General features: G+C 73.9%; 20 protein-coding genes. 9 read left to right on the plus strand and 11 right to left on the minus strand.

Features of this window, described 5'->3' with window-relative positions; all coding sequences use genetic code 11:
- Nucleotides 1–126: 126 nt before the first annotated feature.
- Nucleotides 127–1,596 carry an esterase gene (locus ACFY93_RS15695; RefSeq protein ID WP_391358394.1) on the minus strand — a complete coding sequence of 490 codons (1,470 nt, stop codon included), beginning with the start codon at nucleotides 1,594–1,596 and terminating at the stop codon, nucleotides 127–129.
- Nucleotides 1,597–1,801: 205 nt separating this feature from the next.
- Here ACFY93_RS15695 and ACFY93_RS15700 point away from each other — a divergent pair, with 205 nt between their 5' ends.
- The gene (locus ACFY93_RS15700) at nucleotides 1,802–2,266 is read left to right on the plus strand and encodes a helix-turn-helix domain-containing protein (RefSeq protein WP_391358397.1); all 465 of its coding nucleotides are present in this window, start codon (nucleotides 1,802–1,804) and stop codon (nucleotides 2,264–2,266) included.
- A 49-nt stretch (nucleotides 2,267–2,315) separates the two neighbouring features.
- Here the strand turns inward: ACFY93_RS15700 and ACFY93_RS15705 are convergent, their stop codons facing one another.
- Together ACFY93_RS15705 and ACFY93_RS15710 are read right to left on the minus strand one after the other, a co-directional pair.
- Complete coding sequence (locus tag ACFY93_RS15705) at nucleotides 2,316–2,918, minus strand: ATP-dependent Clp protease proteolytic subunit (protein WP_391358400.1); 603 nt, start codon at nucleotides 2,916–2,918, stop codon at nucleotides 2,316–2,318.
- 1 nt (nucleotide 2,919) lies between these two features.
- The gene (locus ACFY93_RS15710; RefSeq protein WP_391358401.1) at nucleotides 2,920–3,573 is read right to left on the minus strand and encodes an ATP-dependent Clp protease proteolytic subunit; all 654 of its coding nucleotides are present in this window, start codon (nucleotides 3,571–3,573) and stop codon (nucleotides 2,920–2,922) included.
- 270 nt (nucleotides 3,574–3,843) lie between these two features.
- Between ACFY93_RS15710 and ACFY93_RS15715 the strand changes: the two genes are divergently transcribed.
- The 4 genes from ACFY93_RS15715 (at nucleotide 3,844) to ACFY93_RS15730 (ending at nucleotide 6,603) form a co-directional block, all read left to right on the plus strand.
- Entirely contained in the window at nucleotides 3,844–4,326 is a 483-nt protein-coding gene (locus ACFY93_RS15715; RefSeq protein WP_391358403.1) for a VOC family protein, read from the plus strand.
- 161 nt (nucleotides 4,327–4,487) lie between these two features.
- Complete coding sequence (locus tag ACFY93_RS15720) at nucleotides 4,488–4,862, plus strand: hypothetical protein (protein ID WP_391358406.1); 375 nt, start codon at nucleotides 4,488–4,490, stop codon at nucleotides 4,860–4,862.
- A 177-nt stretch (nucleotides 4,863–5,039) separates the two neighbouring features.
- Nucleotides 5,040–5,837, plus strand: a complete 798-nt coding sequence (locus ACFY93_RS15725) for a VOC family protein (RefSeq protein ID WP_391358409.1) — start codon at nucleotides 5,040–5,042, stop codon at nucleotides 5,835–5,837.
- A gap of 61 nt (nucleotides 5,838–5,898) precedes the next feature.
- Nucleotides 5,899–6,603, plus strand: coding sequence for an RNase H family protein (locus ACFY93_RS15730; protein ID WP_391358650.1), 705 nt, complete (start codon nucleotides 5,899–5,901; stop codon nucleotides 6,601–6,603).
- A 59-nt stretch (nucleotides 6,604–6,662) separates the two neighbouring features.
- Here ACFY93_RS15730 and ACFY93_RS15735 read toward each other — a convergent pair whose 3' ends face one another.
- A complete protein-coding gene (locus tag ACFY93_RS15735) occupies nucleotides 6,663–7,142 on the minus strand; it encodes a hypothetical protein (RefSeq protein ID WP_391358411.1) in 480 nt (159 codons plus the stop codon).
- A gap of 216 nt (nucleotides 7,143–7,358) precedes the next feature.
- Here ACFY93_RS15735 and ACFY93_RS15740 point away from each other — a divergent pair, with 216 nt between their 5' ends.
- The 3 genes from ACFY93_RS15740 to ACFY93_RS15750 all read left to right on the plus strand — a co-directional run bounded on the left by ACFY93_RS15740 (nucleotide 7,359) and on the right by ACFY93_RS15750 (nucleotide 10,876).
- Nucleotides 7,359–8,573, plus strand: coding sequence for an FAD-dependent monooxygenase (locus ACFY93_RS15740; protein WP_391358413.1), 1,215 nt, complete (start codon nucleotides 7,359–7,361; stop codon nucleotides 8,571–8,573).
- Between the two features lie 150 nt (nucleotides 8,574–8,723).
- Nucleotides 8,724–10,238, plus strand: coding sequence for an MFS transporter (locus tag ACFY93_RS15745; RefSeq protein WP_391358416.1), 1,515 nt, complete (start codon nucleotides 8,724–8,726; stop codon nucleotides 10,236–10,238).
- On the plus strand, nucleotides 10,235–10,876 hold the full coding sequence (locus ACFY93_RS15750) for a TetR family transcriptional regulator (protein ID WP_391358652.1): 642 nt from the start codon (nucleotides 10,235–10,237) through the stop codon (nucleotides 10,874–10,876). The genes ACFY93_RS15745 and ACFY93_RS15750 overlap by 4 nt, the downstream gene beginning before the upstream one ends.
- 26 nt (nucleotides 10,877–10,902) lie before the next feature.
- Here the strand turns inward: ACFY93_RS15750 and ACFY93_RS15755 are convergent, their stop codons facing one another.
- Nucleotides 10,903–11,283 carry a DoxX family protein gene (locus tag ACFY93_RS15755; protein ID WP_391358418.1) on the minus strand — a complete coding sequence of 127 codons (381 nt, stop codon included), beginning with the start codon at nucleotides 11,281–11,283 and terminating at the stop codon, nucleotides 10,903–10,905.
- 278 nt (nucleotides 11,284–11,561) lie between these two features.
- On the opposite strand from ACFY93_RS15755, the gene ACFY93_RS15760 reads away from it, so the two are divergent.
- Nucleotides 11,562–12,308: a nitroreductase family protein gene (locus ACFY93_RS15760; protein ID WP_391358420.1), complete on the plus strand. Its 747-nt coding sequence runs from the start codon at nucleotides 11,562–11,564 to the stop codon at nucleotides 12,306–12,308.
- A gap of 22 nt (nucleotides 12,309–12,330) precedes the next feature.
- Here ACFY93_RS15760 and ACFY93_RS15765 read toward each other — a convergent pair whose 3' ends face one another.
- The 6 genes from ACFY93_RS15765 to ACFY93_RS15790 all read right to left on the minus strand — a co-directional run bounded on the left by ACFY93_RS15765 (nucleotide 12,331) and on the right by ACFY93_RS15790 (nucleotide 19,573).
- Nucleotides 12,331–12,957, minus strand: coding sequence for an alpha-ketoglutarate-dependent dioxygenase AlkB (locus ACFY93_RS15765; RefSeq protein ID WP_391358422.1), 627 nt, complete (start codon nucleotides 12,955–12,957; stop codon nucleotides 12,331–12,333).
- Nucleotides 12,958–13,113: 156 nt separating this feature from the next.
- On the minus strand, nucleotides 13,114–13,791 hold the full coding sequence (locus ACFY93_RS15770; RefSeq protein ID WP_391358425.1) for an AIM24 family protein: 678 nt from the start codon (nucleotides 13,789–13,791) through the stop codon (nucleotides 13,114–13,116).
- Between the two features lie 85 nt (nucleotides 13,792–13,876).
- Nucleotides 13,877–15,868, minus strand: a complete 1,992-nt coding sequence (locus ACFY93_RS15775; protein ID WP_391358654.1) for a DUF2264 domain-containing protein — start codon at nucleotides 15,866–15,868, stop codon at nucleotides 13,877–13,879.
- A 121-nt stretch (nucleotides 15,869–15,989) separates the two neighbouring features.
- A complete protein-coding gene (locus ACFY93_RS15780) occupies nucleotides 15,990–17,018 on the minus strand; it encodes an NAD(P)-dependent oxidoreductase (protein ID WP_391358428.1) in 1,029 nt (342 codons plus the stop codon).
- 115 nt (nucleotides 17,019–17,133) lie between these two features.
- Nucleotides 17,134–18,249: a substrate-binding domain-containing protein gene (locus ACFY93_RS15785; protein WP_391358431.1), complete on the minus strand. Its 1,116-nt coding sequence runs from the start codon at nucleotides 18,247–18,249 to the stop codon at nucleotides 17,134–17,136.
- Between the two features lie 154 nt (nucleotides 18,250–18,403).
- A complete protein-coding gene (locus ACFY93_RS15790; protein WP_391358657.1) occupies nucleotides 18,404–19,573 on the minus strand; it encodes a beta-1,3-glucanase family protein in 1,170 nt (389 codons plus the stop codon).
- Nucleotide 19,574: the final 1 nt, after the last annotated feature.

The raw sequence follows: 19,574 nt of genomic DNA on the forward strand, positions 1-19,574 counted from the left end.
CGGCATGGTGTGCGGCCGGTGACCCCGCGGCCGCGAGTCCATGTGTCCCGAATGGTAACGAACCGGAGTGATGATGCGACGGGAGGCGCCGGATCCGCCGCCGGCGGCACCGGCACCTCCCGGGCGTCACTCGTCGATCGCGGCGCCGAACGCCGCGTCCCGCGCGGGCGCGTCCAGCGAACCCGCTCCGTACGTCCACGAACCCGACGCCGTGATGCCGCCCCGCACGGCGGACAGCACCCAGATCACGCCGTCGCCCGTGTTCTCCCCGGGCGCCGCGGCGAGCAGCCCGGCGCGGCCGTCGGCGTTCGGGTCGGCCAGCCGGACCTGGCCGCCCCACCGGTCGCCCTTCTCCGCGACACCCGGCACGTTCGCCGAGTTCTGGTCCCAGGACCTGGCGCCTTCCGCGGTGAGCCCGGCGCCGCTGCCGCGCAGCACCCACACCGCTCCCGCGTCCGCGACCGAGCCGATGTCCTCGCCGGACGCGCCGATCGCCACGTCCGCGTATCCGTCGCCGTCGGTGTCCCCGACGGACAGGTCGCTGCCCCAGCCGTCACCGACCTCGGCGGTACCGGGCACGCCGTCGTTCTCCTGCGTCCACCAGTCGGCGTCGGCCGAGGGGCCGTCCGGGCCGCCGCGGTGCACCCCGATCACGCCTCCCGTCCTGGTCTCGCCGTACACGTCGTCCGGGGAGTGCGGTTCACCGGTGACGAGGTCGTCGTAGCCGTCGCCGTCGATGTCGCCCGACGCGGTGACGGGGCCGCCGGGGAAGTCGCGCTCGTAGGTGAGGCCGTCCGGGTGGCCGGACAGGTACGAGGACCAGCCGTGGCCCGGTTCGTCGCCGGTGCTGGTGCCCGACACGACGAGGTCGGCGTAGCCGTCGCCGTCGTAGTCGCCCGTGGTGAGGGACGTGGGCCGGAGGCCGGGCCCCTCGGCCCGCGCGGACAGCCGGGTCGTCGACCGCCGTTCGAGGGCGGCCGGCGCGTCGGACGCGTAGGCGAACAGTCCGAGGCCGTCGCGGTCGAGGACGGCGAGCAGATCGCCCGGCGTCCCGGCGGAGAAGTGCGCCGCCGCGAGCCCCGTCCCGAACCGCGCGCCGGCGGCGGGCCCGTCCGCCTCCAGCCAGTCGGAGGCCGAGCCGGACAGGCCGGACCCGGAGCCCCACAGGACGACGGCGCCGCCCGCGTCGGCGACGGTGCCGATGTCCTCGCGGGGGATGCCGACGACCGCGTCGTCGTAGCCGTCCCCGTCGAGGTCGCCGGTCGCGACGGCGGTGCCGAAGCCGTCGCCGGTCTCGGCGGCACCGGCGACACCCGGCGTCGACTGGCTGAACCGCGCGACGTGCGTGAGCCCCATGCCTCTGGAGGAGCCGTACTGCACGGTGACGAGACCGGCGCCCTTCCGGCCGCCGACGGTCGCGCCCGGCGCCCCGACCAGGACGTCCTCGTATCCGTCCCCGTCGAAGTCACTGTTGCGGTCACTGGCGCGCGTGCCGCCGGGCGTACCGGCGTGGGCGGAGGGGGCGGCCGCGAGGGCGGCGCCGCTGACGAGGAGGAACGAGGCCGCGGCGAGGGCGGCCGAACGGTTGGTGCGCACGAGCGGCTCCTGACGGGAGGGGGCCGGGCGGCCGGGCCTGTCCGGAAAGGGCCCGTTCCTTGTCCGGTGTCCTGTTCGACACCCGGCGGGGGACGAGGGTTGTACGGGGCCCGCCCCGGGGATTCCGCCGTCGAGGAACCGGCATTCCACCGAGAGCGGAACGCCGCCGGCTTCCCCATCCGTCCGCCGCTCCTAGGCTGGGAAGATGAGCAACCAGGCGAGCAACCCAGCGTCGGACGAGGCCCGTGTCATCCCGCTGCGCCCGGCCGCCGTGCCGCGTCCCGCCGTGACGCCGCGTCAGGCCATCGCACCCGGGAGGCCGGTGGCCGTGCCGGGCCGGCCCGGCACGGCACCACCGGCCCCCGCCGGCCGGGAACCGCTCTGGCGCGACCTGGTGGGCGAGGTGCTGCGGCGTGAGCGCCGCGCCCAGGAGCGCACCCTCAAGGACGTGGCCGACGCGGCCCGCATCTCCATGCCCTACCTCTCCGAGGTGGAGCGCGGCCGCAAGGAGGCCTCGTCCGAGGTCCTCGCGGCCGCGGCCCGGGCCCTCGGCCTCGGCCTCACCGACGTGCTCTCCCTCGCCCAGCGGGAGCTCACGCGGCACACCGCGGCCAGGACGGCGCACACCCGCACCGCTCCGGGCCACAACGGCATGTGCCTGGCGGCCTGACCGCTCCCGACGGCCGCCCCGCGGTGGCCCGGTCCGCCTCGCGGCGTTCTCAGAACGACGCGAGGCGGCGGCTGAGCACCTCGTCGGCGAGCCCGTACTCCACCGCCTCCCGCGCGGTGAAGACCTTGTCGCGATCCATGTCGGCGCGCAGCGTCGCCGCGTCGTGGGGGGTGTGCCGGGAGAGGACCTCCTCCACCTGGGAGCGGATCCGCAGCATCTCCTTGGCCTGGAGGCTGAGGTCGGACACCGTCCCCTGCCGTCCGCCGCTGGCCGGCTGGCCGAGCAGCACCCGGGCGTGCTCCAGCACGAAGCGCCGCCCGGGATCGCCCCCGGCCAGCAGCACCGCCGCCGTCGACGCCGCCTGGCCGACGCAGAACGTGGAGACCGGCGCCCGCACGAACGTCATCGTGTCGTAGATCGCCATCAGCGAGGTGAACGATCCGCCGGGCGAGTTGATGTAGATCGCGATCTCGTTCTCCGGAGCCGACGACTCCAGATGGAGGAGTTGCGCGATGACGACGTTCGCGACGCCGTCGTCGATCTCGGTGCCGAGAAAGATGATCCGCTCGGAGAGCAGCCGGCTGAAGACGTCGTACGACCGCTCGCCCTGCGGCGTCCGCTCGACGACATTCGGAATCGTGTACGAACCCATGTCAGAGCCCCATCCGTCGCCGTGACGCGGCCGGGCGCACGTCGTCGAGCGACTCCACGACCCGGTCGACCATGCCGTACTCGCGTGCCTGCTCGGCCGTGAACCACCGGTCGCGGTCACCGTCCCTGGAGATCGTCTCCTCGCTCTGGCCCGTGTGCTCGGCCGTGATCCGCTCGATGGCCTTCTTCGTGAACTCCAGGTTCTGCGCCTGGATCTCGATGTCGGCCGCGGTCCCGCCGATCCCCGCGGACGGCTGGTGCATCATGATCCGCGCGTTCGGCAGCGCGAACCGCTTGCCGCGTGTGCCGACGCTCAGCAGGAACTGGCCCATGCTCGCGGCGAACCCCATGGCCAGCGTCGACACGTCGTTCGGGATCAGCCGCATCGTGTCGTAGATCGCGAGCCCGGCGGTCACGGAACCGCCCGGACTGTTGATGTACAGGCTGATGTCGGTCCGCGAGTCCTCCGCCGACAGCAGGAGCAGCTGCGCGCAGACGCGGTGCGCCGAGACCTCGTCGACCTGGGTGCCGAGGAAGACGATGCGCTGTCCGAGCAGCTGGGCGGCCAGATGGTCGTCGAACCGTGTCGCGGGGGTGTCGCTCTCCTCGGCCCGTGGCGCGAGGGCCGGGTGGTGGCCGGTGATGAGTGGAGTCATCTCTCCTCCTTGTCGTGAGCGGCTGCCGTCGCCGCCTCTGCACTCACTGTCGGCCGAGACCGGCCCTCCCATGGGTTTTCTCTGCCCGCGGCAGATTCGCCACGGGCAGAGGCCGGGAGGGAACCGGGCGCCGCACGCCGCGCGGACCCGGGCACGTCGTGCCGGACGACGGTCCGGCACGACGTGCCGCGCCACCGATGAGTTTCCGGGCGAGGATCGGTCGAGAACAGTGACGGCGTTTCGAGACGTTTCCACCCGAGGAGGTAAGCCATGGCAGCCGACGGATTCACCACGTGTCTGTGGTTCGACGGTCAGGCCGAGGAGGCCGCGAACTACTACGTCTCGGTGTTCAAGAACTCACAGATGGGACCGGTGGCCCGCTACACCGAGGCGGGCCCGGGACCGGCCGGTTCGGTGGTGATCGCCGAGTTCACGGCGAACGGCCAGAGGTTCGTCGCGCTGAACGGCGGCCCGCAGTTCACGTTCAGCGAGGCGGTCTCCTTCGAGGTCCACTGCGACGACCAGGCGGAGGTGGACCACTACTGGAACAGGTTCATCGACGACGGCGGCGAGGCGGGCCCGTGCGGCTGGCTCAAGGACAAGTACGGCCTGTCCTGGCAGATCGTCCCGGCGAGGCTCTACGACATGGTGCGGGACCCGGACCAGGAGAAGGCGGCGCGCGCGACCCGGGCGATGCTCCAGATGCACAAGCTGGACCTGGCCGTCCTGGAGAAGGCGTACGCGGGCGAGTAGCCCACCCGTCCGGCACGGTCCGCCGGGGCGGCGCTCTCCCCGGCGGCCGTGGCGGACAACGCGCCGCGCGGGCCTTGGAACCGCCGCGTCCGGGGACCACACTGGCGGTACGCACTCGGTCCCCCCGTCGGGACCGGGTCCCGTGGGGGAGGAGCGCAGGGGTGGATCCGGTAGACCGAGCGCTCACCGACGCCATGACGATCCGGGGCGCGCTCGGCGCGGCCGTCGTGGACTATCTCAGCCGGGTCACCCTGGGTGCACGCGGCGGCCTGCCCGGACTCGACCTGCAGAAGGCCGGGGAGGCGGACACCGACGTCGTACGGGCCAAGCTCCACGCGCTGTCCGTCCTGGGGTATCCGGCGGAGAGCCTGGAGGACATCCTGGTGACGCTCACCGACGAGTACCACCTCATACGCCCCGTCACCCGGCGCAAGCTCCAGGGCATCTACCTGTACCTGGTGCTGGACCGGCACCGGGCCCCGCTCGCCGTGGCCCGGGCCCGGCTGCGGGAGATCGAGTCGCGACTGGACATGTGAGGACCCGCCGCCCGGCCACGGGGGCACCCGACCGGCCACGGGGGCACCCGACCGGCGGCGCCCTGCCACAGGCGCACCCGTTCGGCGCGCGGCCCGCGCGGAGTCTGGCTAGCGTGAGACCCGGAGGACCATTTCCTCCCCTTCCCACACGCCCCGACGCGGAAAGAGCCGACTGCCATGGCCGTGGAACCTGAGGGAACACCCTGTTGGGCCGACGCGATGTTCAGCGACGTCGAGGCGGCGAAGACCTTTTACGGCGACGTGCTGGGCTGGACGTTCGGCGAGTCGTCCTCCGAGTACGGCAACTACACGCAGGCGTACGCGGACGGCAAGGCGGTGGCCGCCGTCGTACCTCCGATGCCCGGGCAGGAGGGCCAGTCGGCCTGGTGCCTGTACCTGGCGTCGCCCGACGCCGCCGCCACCGCCACGAAGATCCGGGACAACGGCGGGGAACTGCTGATGGAGCCGATGCAGGTCGGCGACTTCGGCACGATGCTGCTCGCCCGTGACCCGGGGGGCGTCGTCTTCGGCGTCTGGCAGGGCGGCACCCACGAGGGCTTCGAGGCGAAGGCCGTGCCCGGGGCCTACTGCTGGGCCGAGATCTTCACCCGCGAACCCGAGAAGTCCGACACCTTCTTCCCGGCGGTCTTCCCGTACAAGGCGAAGCAGTTCCAGGACGAGTCGATGGACTTCCGCATGTTCGACGTCGGTGAGAACACCGTGCTCGGCCGGATGAGGATGACCGACGACTTCCCGCCCGAGGTGCCGCCGTACATCAACGTCTACTTCACCGTCCCGGACTGCGATGCCGCGGTGGCCAGGGCGGCCGAGCACGGCGGGGTGCTGCGCTTCGGGCCGATGGACACCCCCTTCGGCCGGTTCGCCGCGCTCAGCGACCCGCAGGGCGCGTCGTTCTCCGTGATCGACATCACCAGGACCGAGGGGGAGATGCCGAAGGTGTCGGACGCCGGCTGAGTCCCCGCCGTCAGGCGACCCGGCCGAGGGGGACGGTCGGGCCGTGTGCTCCGTCCGTGGCATGATCGGGGTCATGCCTGAACGCGTTGTGGCCGCCTGTGACGGGGCTTCGAAAGGAAATCCCGGGCCCGCCGGCTGGGCCTGGGTCGTCGCCGACAGCGACGAGACGCCCACCCGCTGGGAGGCGGGCCCGCTGGGTACGGCCACGAACAACGTCGCCGAACTCACCGCGCTGGAGCGCCTGCTGACGGCCGTCGCGCCGGACGTCCCGCTCGAGATCCGGATGGACTCGCAGTACGCGATGAAGGCGGTCACGACGTGGCTGCCGGGCTGGAAGCGCAAGGGCTGGAAGACGGCCGCGGGGAAGCCCGTCGCCAACCAGGAGCTCGTCGCGCGCATCGACGCCCTGCTCGACGGCAGGTCCGTCGAGTTCCGTTACGTACCGGCGCACCAGGTCGACGGCGACCGCCTCAACGACTTCGCCGACCGCGCCGCCAGCCAGGCGGCGACGGCCCAGCAGGCGGCGGGCAGCGAGCTCGGCTCACCGCGGCCGCCGTCCACGCCCGACACCGTCCCGTCCGGTGCCACGCGCGCCCGTACGGCGGCCAAGGCGCCGCGCAAGAGCGCGTCGGCCCGCACCATCAAGGCCAAGTTCCCCGGCAGGTGCGTCTGCGGGCGTCCGTACGCGGCGGGGGAGCCCATCGCCAAGAACGACCAGGGCTGGGGCCACCCCGAGTGCCGGACGGGCAGCACACAGGGCGCGTAGGCGTCCCCGTCAGGTCCCGTCGCGGTGCCGGGCGCTGCCGTCCGGCCCCGTCGCGGTGCTCAGTCGCGGAGGGGTGAGCCGCACCGGTTGCAGTAGCGGGCGTCGCTCTCGGTCGCCATGCGCCCGCACTCCGCGCAGACCTGCTGGAGCAGGCAGGCGGGCTCCCCGCCCCCGGAGGGCGCGGGCAGCGTGACGAACGCCCGGCGGCGTGTGCGGACGACCGCGCAGAACAGGCCGGCGTCCGCCGCGGAGAGCCGGACGCCGGAGCCGCGCGGTACCCACACCGCGGTGTGCGCGGTGACGTCGAAGCGGCCGGCCGCCGTACGGAGGGCGCCCGAGCCGTCGAGGACGATGACCAGGGCGTCGGACGTTCCGTCCTCGGACCAGTCGGCCTCCGCGCCGGGAGCCACACGCAGCGCCGCCGCGTCCAGACCCGACCGGTGGTCCTCCGGCCACCCCGAGGGCCCGCCGCCGTCGGTCCGCGCGAGCAGTTCCTCCAGCGCGGCCGGAGCCGGATCGGCGTCGGTCGGACGGGTCATGGTCTCTCCTGACTGCTCTGCGGCCGGGGCCACACCGGGCCGGTCAGGCCCGGGGCCTCGCCGGACCTCGCCCGCCCGGACCGGGCGGGGAGAACGATCGTACGACCGGTCGTCGGCGCGCGAGCCGACGCGTCCCGTCCTGCCTCGGACCGTGATCACTCCCTGCTACTGTTCGTCACCAATTGACCGCTTCGTGCACAAAAAATGGGAGTGCGCGTGAAGATCGCGTGCGTCGGCGGCGGACCCGCGAGCCTGTACTTCTCGATCCTGATGAAGCTCCAGGACCCGTCCCACGACCTGACCGTCCACGAGCGGAACCCGGCGGGTTCCACCTACGGGTGGGGTGTGACCTACTGGGCCGGACTGCTCGACCGGCTCCGAAGCCACGACCCCGAGTCGGCGCGTGCGGTGAGCGACAACTCGGTGCGCTGGGACCACGGAGTCGCTCACGTCCGCGACAGCAGGACGGAACACAAGGGGGACGAAGGATTCGGCATCGGCCGCCGAAGGCTCCTGGAACTCCTCGCCGACCGGGCCGCATCGCTCGGGGTGCGCATCGAGTACGAACGCGAGATCGACTCCGCCGCGCGACTGTCCGGCGCCGACCTCGTGGTGGCCGGCGACGGAGTCCACAGCGTCCTGCGGGAGCAGGACGCCGGCCGCTTCGGCTCCGAGGTCACGCTCGGGCGCAACGTCTACATCTGGCTCGGCACCACCAAGGTCTTCGACTCCTTCACCTTCTCCTTCGTCGAGACCCCGCACGGCTGGATCTGGTGCTACGCCTACGGGTTCAGCCGGGAACACAGCACGTGCGTCGTCGAGTGCTCCCCGCGGACCTGGACCGGTCTCGGGCTCGACCGCCTGGGCGAGGCGGACGGCCTGGCCCTCCTGGAGCGGCTCTTCGCCGGCATCCTCGACGGCCACCCCCTGATCGGCAGGTCGCAGGGTGACGGCAGCGCGCGGTGGCTGAGGTTCCGCACCCTCACCAACCGCACCTGGCACCACGGCAACGTGGTCCTGCTCGGCGACGCCGCCCACACCACGCACTACTCGATCGGCGCGGGCACCACCCTCGCCCTGGAGGACGCCATCGCGCTCGCGGGGGCCCTCGGCGAGCACCGGGAACTGCGGCCGGCCCTCGAACGCTACGAACGCGAGCGCAGGTCCGCTCTCCTGTCCGTCCAGAGCGCGGCCCGCCACAGCGCCCAGTGGTACGAGAACGTCCCGCGCTACATCGGCCTCCCACCGGACCGGATGTTCGCCCTGCTCGGGCAGCGGCACTCGCCCCTCCTGCCGTACGTGCCCCCGCAGTTGTACTACCGCATCGACCGGGCTGCCGGGCAGGTGGAGGCGCTGCGGCGGCTCAAGCGCTGGCTCGGCCCCCGGCTGGCGCGGACCGTGCAGGCCCGCTCACCGGGCCCGCGCGGCTGAAAGCCCTCCCCCCTCCCCGGCCCGCCCCTTCCGTCGGCCCTTCTGGCCCGGCAGGTCCCCCGCCCCTCCCCGGCGCCGGGTGAATAGTGATTCACTGGATATGGTGAATCGCTATTCACCAGGATTTCCGTGCCGAGGACAGGAGGGGCCATGGCGCCCGTACCGATAGCCGGTGGACCCGCCGGTGCGCCCGGACAGGGGCCCGGGCGCGGGGTGCGTGACCGGCTGACGGTGCCCGTCCTGGCCTTCGGCGGCATCCTGATGGCCGTCATGCAGACCGTGGTCGTGCCGCTGCTGCCCGACCTCCCGCGGCTGACCGGGGCCTCCGCCGCCGCGGTCTCCTGGACGGTCACGGCGACCCTGCTGTCCGGCGCCGTGCTGACACCGGTGCTCGGACGCGCCGGCGACATGTACGGCAAGCGGCGCGTGCTGCTCATCGCCCTCGCGCTGATGACGGCCGGCTCGGTGCTGTGCGCCCTGACCTCGGACATCGGCGTGCTCATCACCGCGCGGGCACTGCAGGGCGCGGCGGCCGCCGTCGTACCGGTGTCGATCAGCATCCTGCGTGACGAACTGCCCCCGGAACGCACCGGTTCCGCGGTGGCGCTGATGAGTTCCACCGTGGGCGTCGGCGCGGCGCTCGGTCTGCCGCTGGCCGCGCTCATCGTCCAGTACGCCGACTGGCACGTCATGTTCTGGGCGACCAGCGCGCTCGGCGCGACGGGCCTGGCGCTGGCCTGGTGGGCGGTGCGCGAGTCGCCCGTACGGGAGCCGGGCCGGTTCGACACCCCGGGCGCGCTGGGCCTGGCGGCGGGACTGGTCTGTCTGCTCCTCGCGGTGTCCCAGGGCGGCCAGTGGGGCTGGGGGAGCGCGCGGGTCGTGGGCCTGTTCGCCGCGGGCGTCCTCGTGCTCGCCCTGTGGTGGGTGCAGCAGCTCCGCGCCGAGCGGCCCCTGGTGGATCTGCGGCTGGCCGCCCGCCCGCGCGTCGCCCTGCCCCACCTGACCGCGCTCCTGGTCGGCTTCGGCTTCTACGCCAACTCCCTGGTCACCGCGCAACTCGTCCAGGCCCCGAAGGCCACGGGCTACGGCCTCGACCTGAGCATCGTCGCCACCGGCCTGTGCCTGCTTCCGAGCGGCCTCACCATGCTGCTGCTCTCCCCGGTCTCGGCCCGCATCTCGGCGGCGCGCGGGCCCCGCGTGACCCTCGCCCTCGGGGCCGCCGTCATCGTCGCCGGGTACGTCGTGCGCATCGTCGACAGCCGCGACCTGTGGGTGATCATCCTGGGCGCCACCGTCATCTCGTCGGGCACGACCTTCGCCTACTCGGCCCTGCCCACCCTGATCCTGCGCGCGGTCCCGGCCGGGCAGACCGCGTCCGCCAACGGCGTCAACGTGCTGATGCGCACCATCGGCCAGGCCGTCTGCAGCGCGGCCGTCGCCGCCGTCCTCGTCCATCACACCAGCCTGGTGGGCGGGGCCGAGGTGCCCACGCTGCACGGATACCTGCTGTCGTTCGCCATGGCGGGTACGGTCGCCCTGGTGGCGTGCGCCGCCGCCCTCGTCATCCCGGCGGACCCCACGTCCGGCGGCACCCGCCGCGCCCTGGGCCCCGGCAGGCCGTCCCACGACGGGAAGCGGGAGGACGAGGCCCTGGAAGGAGCCTGAGCACCGTGACCACCCGGCCCGCCCGGCACCCGGCACCCGGCACCGGGGAGCCCCGCCCCGGCACCGCCGCACCACGCGGCGAGGCCGCCGCGCCCCGGCGTGACGCCGAGGCGACCAAGGCGGACATCCTGCGCGCCGCCCGGTACCTCCTGGCCCGTCACGCCCACGCCGACATCACCCTGAAGTCGGTGGCCGACCGGGCCGGGGTCAGCCCACCGCTGATCCTCAAGTACTTCGGCAACAAGGACGCGCTCTTCGCGCGGGTGATGTCCTTCGAGAGCGACGCCGCCGCACTGCTGGACGCCCCGCTGGACGAACTCGGCCGGCACATGGTGCGCCATCTCGTGACCGGCCAGCGGGAGCGGGGCGCCGACCCGGTCCTGCGGATCGTGTTCGCCCCGCTCCACGGCGAACAGGGCGACATCCTGCGGTCCAACTTCCGCGCCCAGGTCAGCGACCGCCTCGCGGCCCGGCTCGGCGGCCCCGACGCGGGCCTGCGCGCGGAACTCGCCGTGAGCACCCTGCTCGGCCTCGGCGTCATGTACGGCATCGCGCGCGGCAGCCGGCTGCGTGCCACCGACGTCGAGGACATCGTCGACCGCTACGGTCCCACCGTGCAGGCCCACCTCACGCCCTGACGGGACCCCGACCCGCTCAGCCCCGGTCAGCCCTGGTCCGCGTGGCCGCGGGCGACACCCCGGGCCCAGAGCACCAGCGGCACCTGCAGCGGCAGCCGGCCGAGCGCGGCGGCCCGGTAGGGGGCCGGCCGGTGGCGCCAGTCGACGGCCATCTGGACGTTGGCGGGGAAGACCCCGACGAAGAAGGCCGCGGCGGCCCGCGCCGTGGTGCGCCGCGTACGGGGGAGGGCGATCCCCGCGGCCAGCGCCAGCTCGACCGCGCCGCTCGCGTACGTCCAGGTCCGGGGCGTTCCCGGCAGGAATCGGGGGATGGTCGAGTCGAACGGCTCCGGCGCGGCGAAGTGCGCGACGCCCGCGGCGGCCAGCAGACCGGCGAGCATCAGGGGCGAGCGGCGGGACGGGGACATGGCGCTCCTCATCGTGGCGTACCGTGCCGGGCCGGCTGTGAGCCGGGCCGCCGGTCGGGGCACGGGGGTCAGGGGGACAGTACCGCCTCACATTACTGCCCGGTAATGACGGCGGGCGCGGCGCCTCCACCCCTGCTTCCGCGAGGCGCCGCGTCCGTCCCCGACGCCGACCCGCCCCGATGCGGGCCCGTCGGATGCCCGCAACCGCCGTGCTCCTCACGTGAGTTGCCGCACGCGGGGGGGTGCGCGGCCGCCGGACGCCCCTAGGATCCGTGATCATGACGACCTTCACGTACACGACAGCCGACGCGGCCGCCGGTGACGCGGCGAGCGAGCGGCCGGGACTGTTCGACACCATGTCGACCATGCGGGCCATGCGCCGCCTCACCCCCGAGCCGGTGCCCCGCCCCCTCCTGGAGAAGCTCATCCAGGCGGCCGTGTGGGGGCCGAGCGGCGGCAACATGCAGCGTTACGAGTACGTGGTCGTCACCGACCCCGAGGTCATGGCCCGGCTCGCGCCGCTGTGGAGCCGGTGCGTGAACGCCTACCTGGCGACCACCGGCAAGCACGCGCCCGAGGGCATGGACGCGGAGGCGTACGCGCGCATGGTCGCCGCGATCGAGTACCAGCGCGACCACTTCGCCGAGACGCCCGCCCTGGTCGTGCCCTGCTACCGCTTCCCCGAGTCGGGCATCGACGCCGAGGGTGCCCGCGTCTGGGTCGAGGAGCTGGGGACGGGTGCGGCGGCCCGCATGGCGGGAGGCCAGGAGCGGTTCGCCGCGCTGGCGGAGGGCTCGTGCGTCTACCCCGGTGTCCAGAACCTCCTGCTCGCCGCACGCGGCCTCGGCCTCGCCGCCAACCTCACCATCTGGCACCTCTTCCTGGAGGAGGAGTGGAAGCGGGAGCTGGGCATCCCCGAGTCGATGCGGACGTTCGCCGTGGTGCCGGTCGGACGGCCCGCTGGCCGGTTCGGCCCGGTGCGGCGCAGGCCGGTCGCCGATGTCGTGCACTGGGACCGCTGGTAGGAAACCGGCCCCGGTCCGCCGCTCAGCGCACCCCGCGCGGGCGGAACTGGACGCTGACGCGCGGGCCCGCCGCGCGGCTCATCTTGGGAACCGCGTGCTCCCAGGTGCGCTGGCACGAGCCGCCCATGACGATCAGGTCGCCGTGGCCGAGCGGACGCCGCAGGGTGTCACCGCCGCCCACCGGACGCAGCAGCAGGTCCCGGGGCGCGCCGACGGAGAGGATCGCGACCATCGTGTCCTCCCGTGCGCCCCGGCCGGTCCGGTCCCCGTGCCACGCCACGCTGTCGCGGCCGTCCCGGTAGTAGCAGAGGCCGGCCGTGGTGAAGGGCTCGCCGAGCTCGGCGGCGTAGTGCGCCGAGAGGGCCTCGCGCGCCTCGTCGAGGACCGGGTGCGGAAGTCTCTCGCCCGCACGGTAGTGGGCGAGCAGCCGGGGGACGTCCACCACCTGTTCGTACATCCGGCGCCGCTCGGCCTGCCAGGGCACCTCGGCCGCCAGGTGTGCGAACAGTGCGTCGGCGCCGCCCAGCCAGCCGGGGAGCAGGTCGATCCAGGCCCCGGCGCCTAGCGTGGTCCGGCGCAGGCCGTCCAGGGACCGGAGCGTGAGTTCGTCGGTCTGGTCGAAGAGTGAGCCCTGAAGGTGCGTGCCCATGAAGGCAGCGTACCTCGGTAATCGAATGCGTGTTCCCTTGCCTGGGGTGCGTCGGCCGGTGCGCCGGAAACGGACGTGTCCCCGGCTCGCGGGGAGCCGGGGACACGGTCGGGGCGTGGCCGGGATCCGGGGGACGCGCCGGTCCCGGCGCGCGGGTCAGTGCTGCTGCGGCTTCTGCGGCGTCGCCTCGCTGGGGCGGACGACGACGTACCCCTCGCCCTCCAGCTTCAGCTGGACGGCCTCGCCGGAGCCGCCGCGCAGCATGGAGCCGATGGACTGCGACCGGTGCAGCGACGTGTGCAGGTTCGCGGTCCATCCGACGACGGCGTCCGTGTCGACGAACACCGGCTGGTGCTGCGAGACGGGGATGACGAGCGGGTTGCCCTCGCACATGAGCCCGAGTCTGCCCTGCCCGGTGAAGACGCTGTTGAACAGGCCGCCCCCGGTGATGCCCGCCCCCTTCACGGTCTTTATGTCGTACGAGAGGCTGGCGTCGAAGCACAGGACGTTGCGCCCGTTGACGGTGAAGACGTCACCGGGCTCGACGTCCACGATGAAGCAGTTCTGCGCCTCGTGGGCGAACCACGCCTCCCCCTGCCCGCGGACCGCCATCAGCGGCAGCCCCTCACCGGTGACGGCGCGCTTGAGCATGCCGCCGACCCCCTGGCCCTTCCGTTCGAACTGCAGGTTCCCGCGGTAGGCGACCATGGCACCCTGACGCGCGAGCATCTCGCCGTTGACCGCGTACCTGATCGACTTGGCGTTCTGCACGGTCATGCCGGGCGCCACAGCGGGCTGCACCATGTGGTCACTGGAGAAAAGATCACTCTTCATGAGCGCATCCTGGCCCGGACTATTTCGTTCCGCCAGGATCGCGGACGTCCTGGGGTCGATCCAGGACAGAACCGGGACGTCGCGCTCATGTACGGGGCGCCGTCGTGGCCGCACGGGACACCGCGGCGCCGCCCGCCGGCCCGTGCCCGACGGCGGGCGGTGCGAACGTCTCGCCGGGCGTGGCACCGACGGCCCGCGGCCCGAAGGTCACGCGCGTCGCGGAACCGTCGTCCGACCAGCGCACCTCCACCCCGTTGCCGTCCGCGTCGGCCACGACCCGGGCCACGGCCTCCGCGAGGGGAGCGGGCTCCGGTTCGGCGGTCAGGGTGGCCAGGCAGGCGAACAGCGCGGTGCCGTCGGCCTCGCCGGTGAGCCGGGGGACGGTCGCCCACCCGTTGAAGGCCGTGCCCTGCGGCGCCCGTACCTCCTCCTCACCGCTCCAGCCGAGCAGCGGGTACAGCGCGGACACCACGGCGTCCTCGGGGCCCGTCGCCCAGCCGCTCTGCTCGACCGGGGTGCCGGGCGGTGCGCCCACGACGCGGTGCAGCCGCAACTCGTGCCGCCCCCGTACGACGGTCACGCTCTCCACCCGCAGTCCGGGCACCATCGGCGGACCGGACGGGAAGACCGGCCGGTGCCAGGAGGCGGCCCAGCCCCAGCCCTCGCCGCCTCCGGCCCCCAGGGGGCGCACGCGCCGGCGCGTGCTGCGCACGCCGCCGGCCAGCACGCTCAGATGGTTGTCCGCGGCATTGGCGGCGGAGGTCGGACCCGTGCGCGTGGAGTAGGCCAGACGGCCGTAGAGCGGATCGGTGCCGGCCTCCGACTCGCCCTCGTGCGGGCGGACATGGTCGCTGCCGTGGTTGTGCAGCCGCACGATGCCGTCGGCGCCGGTGCTGTGGAGCAGCAGTCCCGGCGCGGGCAGCGCCAGCACCCGGTCGGGGCCCTCGCTCGGCGCGGCCTCCTCACGGGCTGTCCACAGCGGGTGGTCCGCCGGGGCGAGCAGGCAGACGAACGCCTTCGACGCCCAGTAGGGGGAGGCCGGGCCCGAGTAGCGCTGGAGCGTCGCCTCGTGCGGGCCGTGCCAGCCGAGGCCGAGCAGGCCGTCGTCACCGGCCGCGCCACGGTCCAGGAAGTAGCGCAGGCACCCGCTCAGCAGCCGCCGTGACACGCCCGGCGCGAGCGGGGTGTGACCGGTGACGGCCCCCAGTCCGACGGCCGCGCCGGCCGCGAAGCGGTAGGTGAGCGACCGGCCGAAGTACATCGGCGCGCCGTCGCCGCCGAACATCAGCGAGCCGCTCTCCAGGTGCTCCCGCAGCCGGGCGCCGTACGGGGTGTCCGGCGCCGTCACCCCCGTCGCCCCCGCCGGGCCCCGGAGCCCGTCGTCCCCGCCGGCCGGACCCCGGTCCCCGCCGGCGCCCGCCAGGTGCGCGTCCAGCACCGGATACAGGTGCAGGGCCCAGCCGTTGTAGTGGTCGAACGCGCGGCCGTCGCCGTCCGCGTACCAGCCCTGGCCGCGGTACCAGCTCTCCATCAGGTCGAGTGCGCGGCGGCGGGCGCGCGCCGTCTCCGCGTCGCCGCGGCCCACGGATTCCAGGAAACCGGCCACGGTGTACGGGAACAGGTACCAGTTGTTCGGCGAGGGGACGTGCCGCAGTGCTCCCCGCAGCCACTCCTCCGCCCGGTCCCGCACCCCGGCGTCCAGCCGGTCCCACAGCCAGGGGCGGGTGAGCCGCAGACCGAGCGCTACCGAGGCGGACTCCACCATGGGCTGGCCCCGCACGTCGTGCCCGAGGATCAGGGGCCACGACTCGGCGTCGTCGCGGCCGGGGGTGCGGGTGCCCGCCGCCAGCCCGTCCGCGTACCGGCCGAGCCAGCCGGCCGGGTCCTCGCCGCCCGCTCCCGCGGTGCGGAAGGCGGCGGCCAGGAACGTCCGCGCGTAGCCCTCCAGGCCGTCGGAGCGGACTCCGGACGCGGAGGGGCGGCCGGGCGGTCCAGCAGGGCGCCGTGCGGTCCGGCGTGACGCCAGGCGGCCCGCAGCAGCCCGTCCGCCGCGGCCTCCCAGTGGGCGCGGGTGTATCCGGTGCGGGGGCTGAGCTCACGGTCGTCCGGGGGCAGCCGGAGCGGTGCGGGCCGTGCGGACGACCCGGACTCTCCGGGAGGTACGGGCCGTGCGGACGGTCCGGGGCGGACGGGCGCGCTCATGCGAGGTGGGCCAGCCTTTCGCGTCGTACGGGATGGGCGAAGCCGTCGCCCGCGGCCCACCGCGCGACCTCACTCACGGCGAGTTCGGCCAGGCGGTCCCACTCGTTGCCCTGTGATCCGGCGAGGTGAGGGGTGATCAGGACGTTGTCGCAGTCCCACAGCGGATGCCCGGGGGGCAGGACCTCGGGGTCGGTGACGTCGAGGACGGCCCGCAGACGGCCTCCCACGACGGCCTCGGTGAGGGCCTCCTGATCCACCACCGCTCCCCGCGCGGTGTTGACGAGCAGGGCGTCCGGCCGCATCGCGGCGATCAGCCGGCGGCCGACCAGTCCACGGGTCGCGGGCAGCAGCGGGGTGTGGACGCTGACGACGTCGCAGCGGCCGAACAACGTGGCGAGGCCGACCGCCTCGACGCCCAGCGCGGCGGCCTCCTCGGGCGTGACGTACGGGTCGTGCAGGAGGACGTCCAGGTCGTGGGGGCGCAGGAGTTCGATGACGCGCCGGCCGATCAGCGAGGCGGAGAGGATGCCCACGGTGCGCCGGTAATTGCCGACGTCGTGGGAGGTGAGGAGCCAGTCGTCGCGGTGGCGCGTGGTCCGGTAGGCGCGGGCACGCTCCAGGGTCCGCTTCCCGGCCAGCAGGATCATGGCCACGGTGTACTCGGCGACGGGCAGCGCGTTGGCCGCGGCGGCGGAGGAGACCCGCACACCGCGGTCCCAGCAGGCCCGCGTGACGTGTCCGCGCACCGATCCGGCGGAGTGCACGACGGCGGCGAGCCGCGGCGCGCTCTCCAGCACGGACGCGGTGAGGGCGGGGCAGCCCCAGCCGGTCACCAGCACCTCCACGTCGCGCAGGACGGCCCGCGCGGGTGCGGTGCCGAGGTCGTGGAGCACGGGGGAGGGGACCAGGTCGCAGACGCGGCCGAGCGCTTCGAGGGCGGCCGGGGTGAACACGGCCGCTGCCGCGTCCGGTGCCATGGCCAGTGCGGTCCGCGGGAGAGTGCGGTCACCGGGGGAGACGTGCATGTCCCTCCAGACGGATGTCACCAGTGGACCGGCCCGCTGCCGCGGGGGCCTCACCGCCATCCTGATCGAGTGAGCGAGAGACGGTCAAGAGAGCGATCAGAGGAACACCAAACGCTCAAACGCTCATTCGGGCTTGCGTGGAGCCCCGCACCTTCAGCTCGGGCAGCAGTTCGACCCGGCGCGGCCGGCCCGCCCCGTGGACCGGCGGGACGGCGAGCCGGTCCAGCAGCAGCTCCGCCGCCACCCGTCCCACCTCGGCCTTCGGCGGGGCGACGGCGGTCAGCGGGGTGCTGCCGAGGCCCGCCACCACATCGTCGTACGCCACCACCGAGCAGTCCTGAGGAACCCTCAGCCCGCTGTCGGCCAACTGCTGCACCAGCATCAAGGCGTCCGCGTCCCCGTGCAGCACGGCGGCCGTGGCCCGGTGCGCCCGCAGGAGCGCGGCGAACGAGGCGGGCGCCCGCACCTCCTCCCTGCCGTCCGCGCCCGCGCCCGCGTCCGGCGAGCTGAGCACGACCGCGGAGTCCTCGATCTCGGGACGGGCGGCGACGATCCCGGCGAACGCCGCGCGCAGGACACGCGCCGTGGGGCTGTCGTTCCTCGCGGCCAGCACGATGCGCCGGTGCCCGAGCGAGGTCAGGTGCTCCACCGCCAGGTGCATGCCGTACCAGTGGTCGGAGCAGACCGAGTCGAGCGCGTACGCGGGGCCGCCCCGGCCGGGCCTGCGCTCCACGAGTACGGTGGGCACGCCCGTCGCGGCCAGCCAGCCGTGGTCGGCCTCCTCCTCGGCGGCGGTGCGCCAGCGCGGCGCGACGAGCAGAGCCCGCGCGCCGTCCGCCAGGGCGCGCCGCACGATACGGCGTTCGGCGCCGGGGGAACGGGGCGCGATGTGCAGGGTGACGCGGACGCCCGCCCGCTCCAGGGCGGTACGCGCGCCGTGCATGGCCTCGTGCAGATAGGCGTGCCGGTCGGGCACCACGAGCGCCACCGGTCCGCCGCTCGGGCCGGGCGGCCCCGGCGGGGGAGCGGCGGGCTCCTCGGCGGCCGTGACCGGGCGGGCCACGCCGTGTCCGCGCCGCAGTCTGCCGGCGCGGGCCAGTTCCTCGACGTCGCGCCGTGCGGTCACGACCGAGACGCCCAGTTCGGCGGCGAGGTCGTTGACCCGGACCGACCCCCGCGACTCCACCGCCGCGAGGATGCGCTGCCGTCTGGCGTCGCCTGGTTCCCGCATCCCTTGGTCCCCTCGCGGCGTGATCGCCTCATGTTCGTTTGACCGTTCGAGGGTGAGCCTATCGGGGGCGGGCGGCAGGCCGGGGGGGGGGGGGGGGGGGGGGGGGGGGGGGGGGGGGGGGGGGCGCCCCCCCCCCCCACGCCCGCCGGCGGTCTCAGCTGAACGGGTCGAGCGTGATGTACGCCTGCTGCGGGTTGCCCTCGTGGACGAGGGACTCGTGGTTGCCGACGTCGTCGAAGGCGAAGGCGTAGGCCTTGCCGTCCGCCATCTGCGCGTGGATCTTCCGCGCGTACTGGTTGGTCACGGCGTCCTGGTAGAAGCCCGCGGAGCTGGTGTCCGGCTGGTGAGGGTTGGTCAGCAGCGTGGAGCGGTTGAAGCCCGCGCACAGGGTGCGGGAGATGGGTCCGCGCACCAGGTCGTTCGGGGCGTCCAGACGTTTGTAGCAGCCGAAGACGCTGTCCGAGTCGGGCTTCTGGAAGCTGGTGACGACCGCGCCCGCGCCGTTGGTGAAGTTCATGACGCCGCCCGAGACGCGCCCGTAGTACTTGGTGCCGGGCTGGTCGCCGAACGGGGTCACCGTCAGCGTCTGCGAACCGTACTTCTGCCACACGCGGTTGATGTAGTCGTCCATGACGCCCGAGGGCAGCGCCCCTGCCTCGATGCCGTGGCCGGGGGCGAGCGCCCGCAGGACAGTGCCGTCGGAGCGGGTCTGGATCAGGTTGGCCCAGCCGCCCGGCTGCGCCCGCAGAGCGTTGAAGAAGCCGTTGTAGCCGCCCGGCTTGAGGTGCCCGGTGCTTCGCGTGGTGCCGTCGGGGAGCTTGACCCCGACGGCGTACGGGGCGGAGAACATGTCGACCTGCGTGCTGTTGATCCACAGCCCGGAGCCGTCGAGCGTGTACTCGGACCAGTTGAAGAGGATGTTGCGGTTCGGGTCGCTCGGGTTCTGCACGGCCGGCTGCACCAGGCCGCCCGTCGTCAGCCGGAAGTCGAGCTTCTGGCCGTACGAGAAGTAGAGGCGGCCGGAGAACTTGGGGATCCGGATCGTCTTCGTCTGGCCGTTCGCCGGTCCGACGATGGACGCGTCGGGCGCGGGGGTGGGCGGGTTGCCTCCCGCGGGCCAGGCGTGGAAGGTGCCGCTCGCGTCGGCCCAGCCCTGCCTGCCCGTCGACAGCTGGGTGCCGAGGTCGTAGATGTAGACCGTGTCGCCGCGGCCGGAGTTGTTGGTGAAGGTCAGCGGGACGGTGTCCGGGACGGCGGCGTCGGCCGGGGGCGGGGCGCCGAACGTCAGCAGGGCGGCGGCGAGGGTGGCGCCTGCCACGGTCAGG

The sequence above is a fragment of the Streptomyces sp. NPDC008313 genome (assembly GCF_042956125.1).
In the GTDB taxonomy this organism is placed as follows: Bacteria; Actinomycetota; Actinomycetes; order Streptomycetales; family Streptomycetaceae; genus Streptomyces.

Excerpts from the sequence above, each read along its gene's own strand:
- ACFY93_RS15700 (WP_391358397.1), top strand. The coding sequence starts at position 1,802 with ATGAGCAACCAGGCGAGCAACCCAGCGTCGGACGAGGCCCGTGTCATC.
- ACFY93_RS15705 (WP_391358400.1), bottom strand. The coding sequence starts at position 2,918 with ATGGGTTCGTACACGATTCCGAATGTCGTCGAGCGGACGCCGCAGGGC.
- ACFY93_RS15710 (WP_391358401.1), bottom strand. The coding sequence starts at position 3,573 with ATGACTCCACTCATCACCGGCCACCACCCGGCCCTCGCGCCACGGGCC.
- ACFY93_RS15715 (WP_391358403.1), top strand. The coding sequence starts at position 3,844 with ATGGCAGCCGACGGATTCACCACGTGTCTGTGGTTCGACGGTCAGGCC.
- ACFY93_RS15725 (WP_391358409.1), top strand. The coding sequence starts at position 5,040 with ATGGCCGTGGAACCTGAGGGAACACCCTGTTGGGCCGACGCGATGTTC.
- ACFY93_RS15730 (WP_391358650.1), top strand. The coding sequence starts at position 5,899 with ATGATCGGGGTCATGCCTGAACGCGTTGTGGCCGCCTGTGACGGGGCT.
- ACFY93_RS15735 (WP_391358411.1), bottom strand. The coding sequence starts at position 7,142 with ATGACCCGTCCGACCGACGCCGATCCGGCTCCGGCCGCGCTGGAGGAA.
- ACFY93_RS15745 (WP_391358416.1), top strand. The coding sequence starts at position 8,724 with ATGGCGCCCGTACCGATAGCCGGTGGACCCGCCGGTGCGCCCGGACAG.
- ACFY93_RS15755 (WP_391358418.1), bottom strand. The coding sequence starts at position 11,283 with ATGTCCCCGTCCCGCCGCTCGCCCCTGATGCTCGCCGGTCTGCTGGCC.
- ACFY93_RS15760 (WP_391358420.1), top strand. The coding sequence starts at position 11,562 with ATGACGACCTTCACGTACACGACAGCCGACGCGGCCGCCGGTGACGCG.
- ACFY93_RS15765 (WP_391358422.1), bottom strand. The coding sequence starts at position 12,957 with ATGGGCACGCACCTTCAGGGCTCACTCTTCGACCAGACCGACGAACTC.
- ACFY93_RS15770 (WP_391358425.1), bottom strand. The coding sequence starts at position 13,791 with ATGAAGAGTGATCTTTTCTCCAGTGACCACATGGTGCAGCCCGCTGTG.
- ACFY93_RS15780 (WP_391358428.1), bottom strand. The coding sequence starts at position 17,018 with ATGCACGTCTCCCCCGGTGACCGCACTCTCCCGCGGACCGCACTGGCC.
- ACFY93_RS15785 (WP_391358431.1), bottom strand. The coding sequence starts at position 18,249 with ATGCGGGAACCAGGCGACGCCAGACGGCAGCGCATCCTCGCGGCGGTG.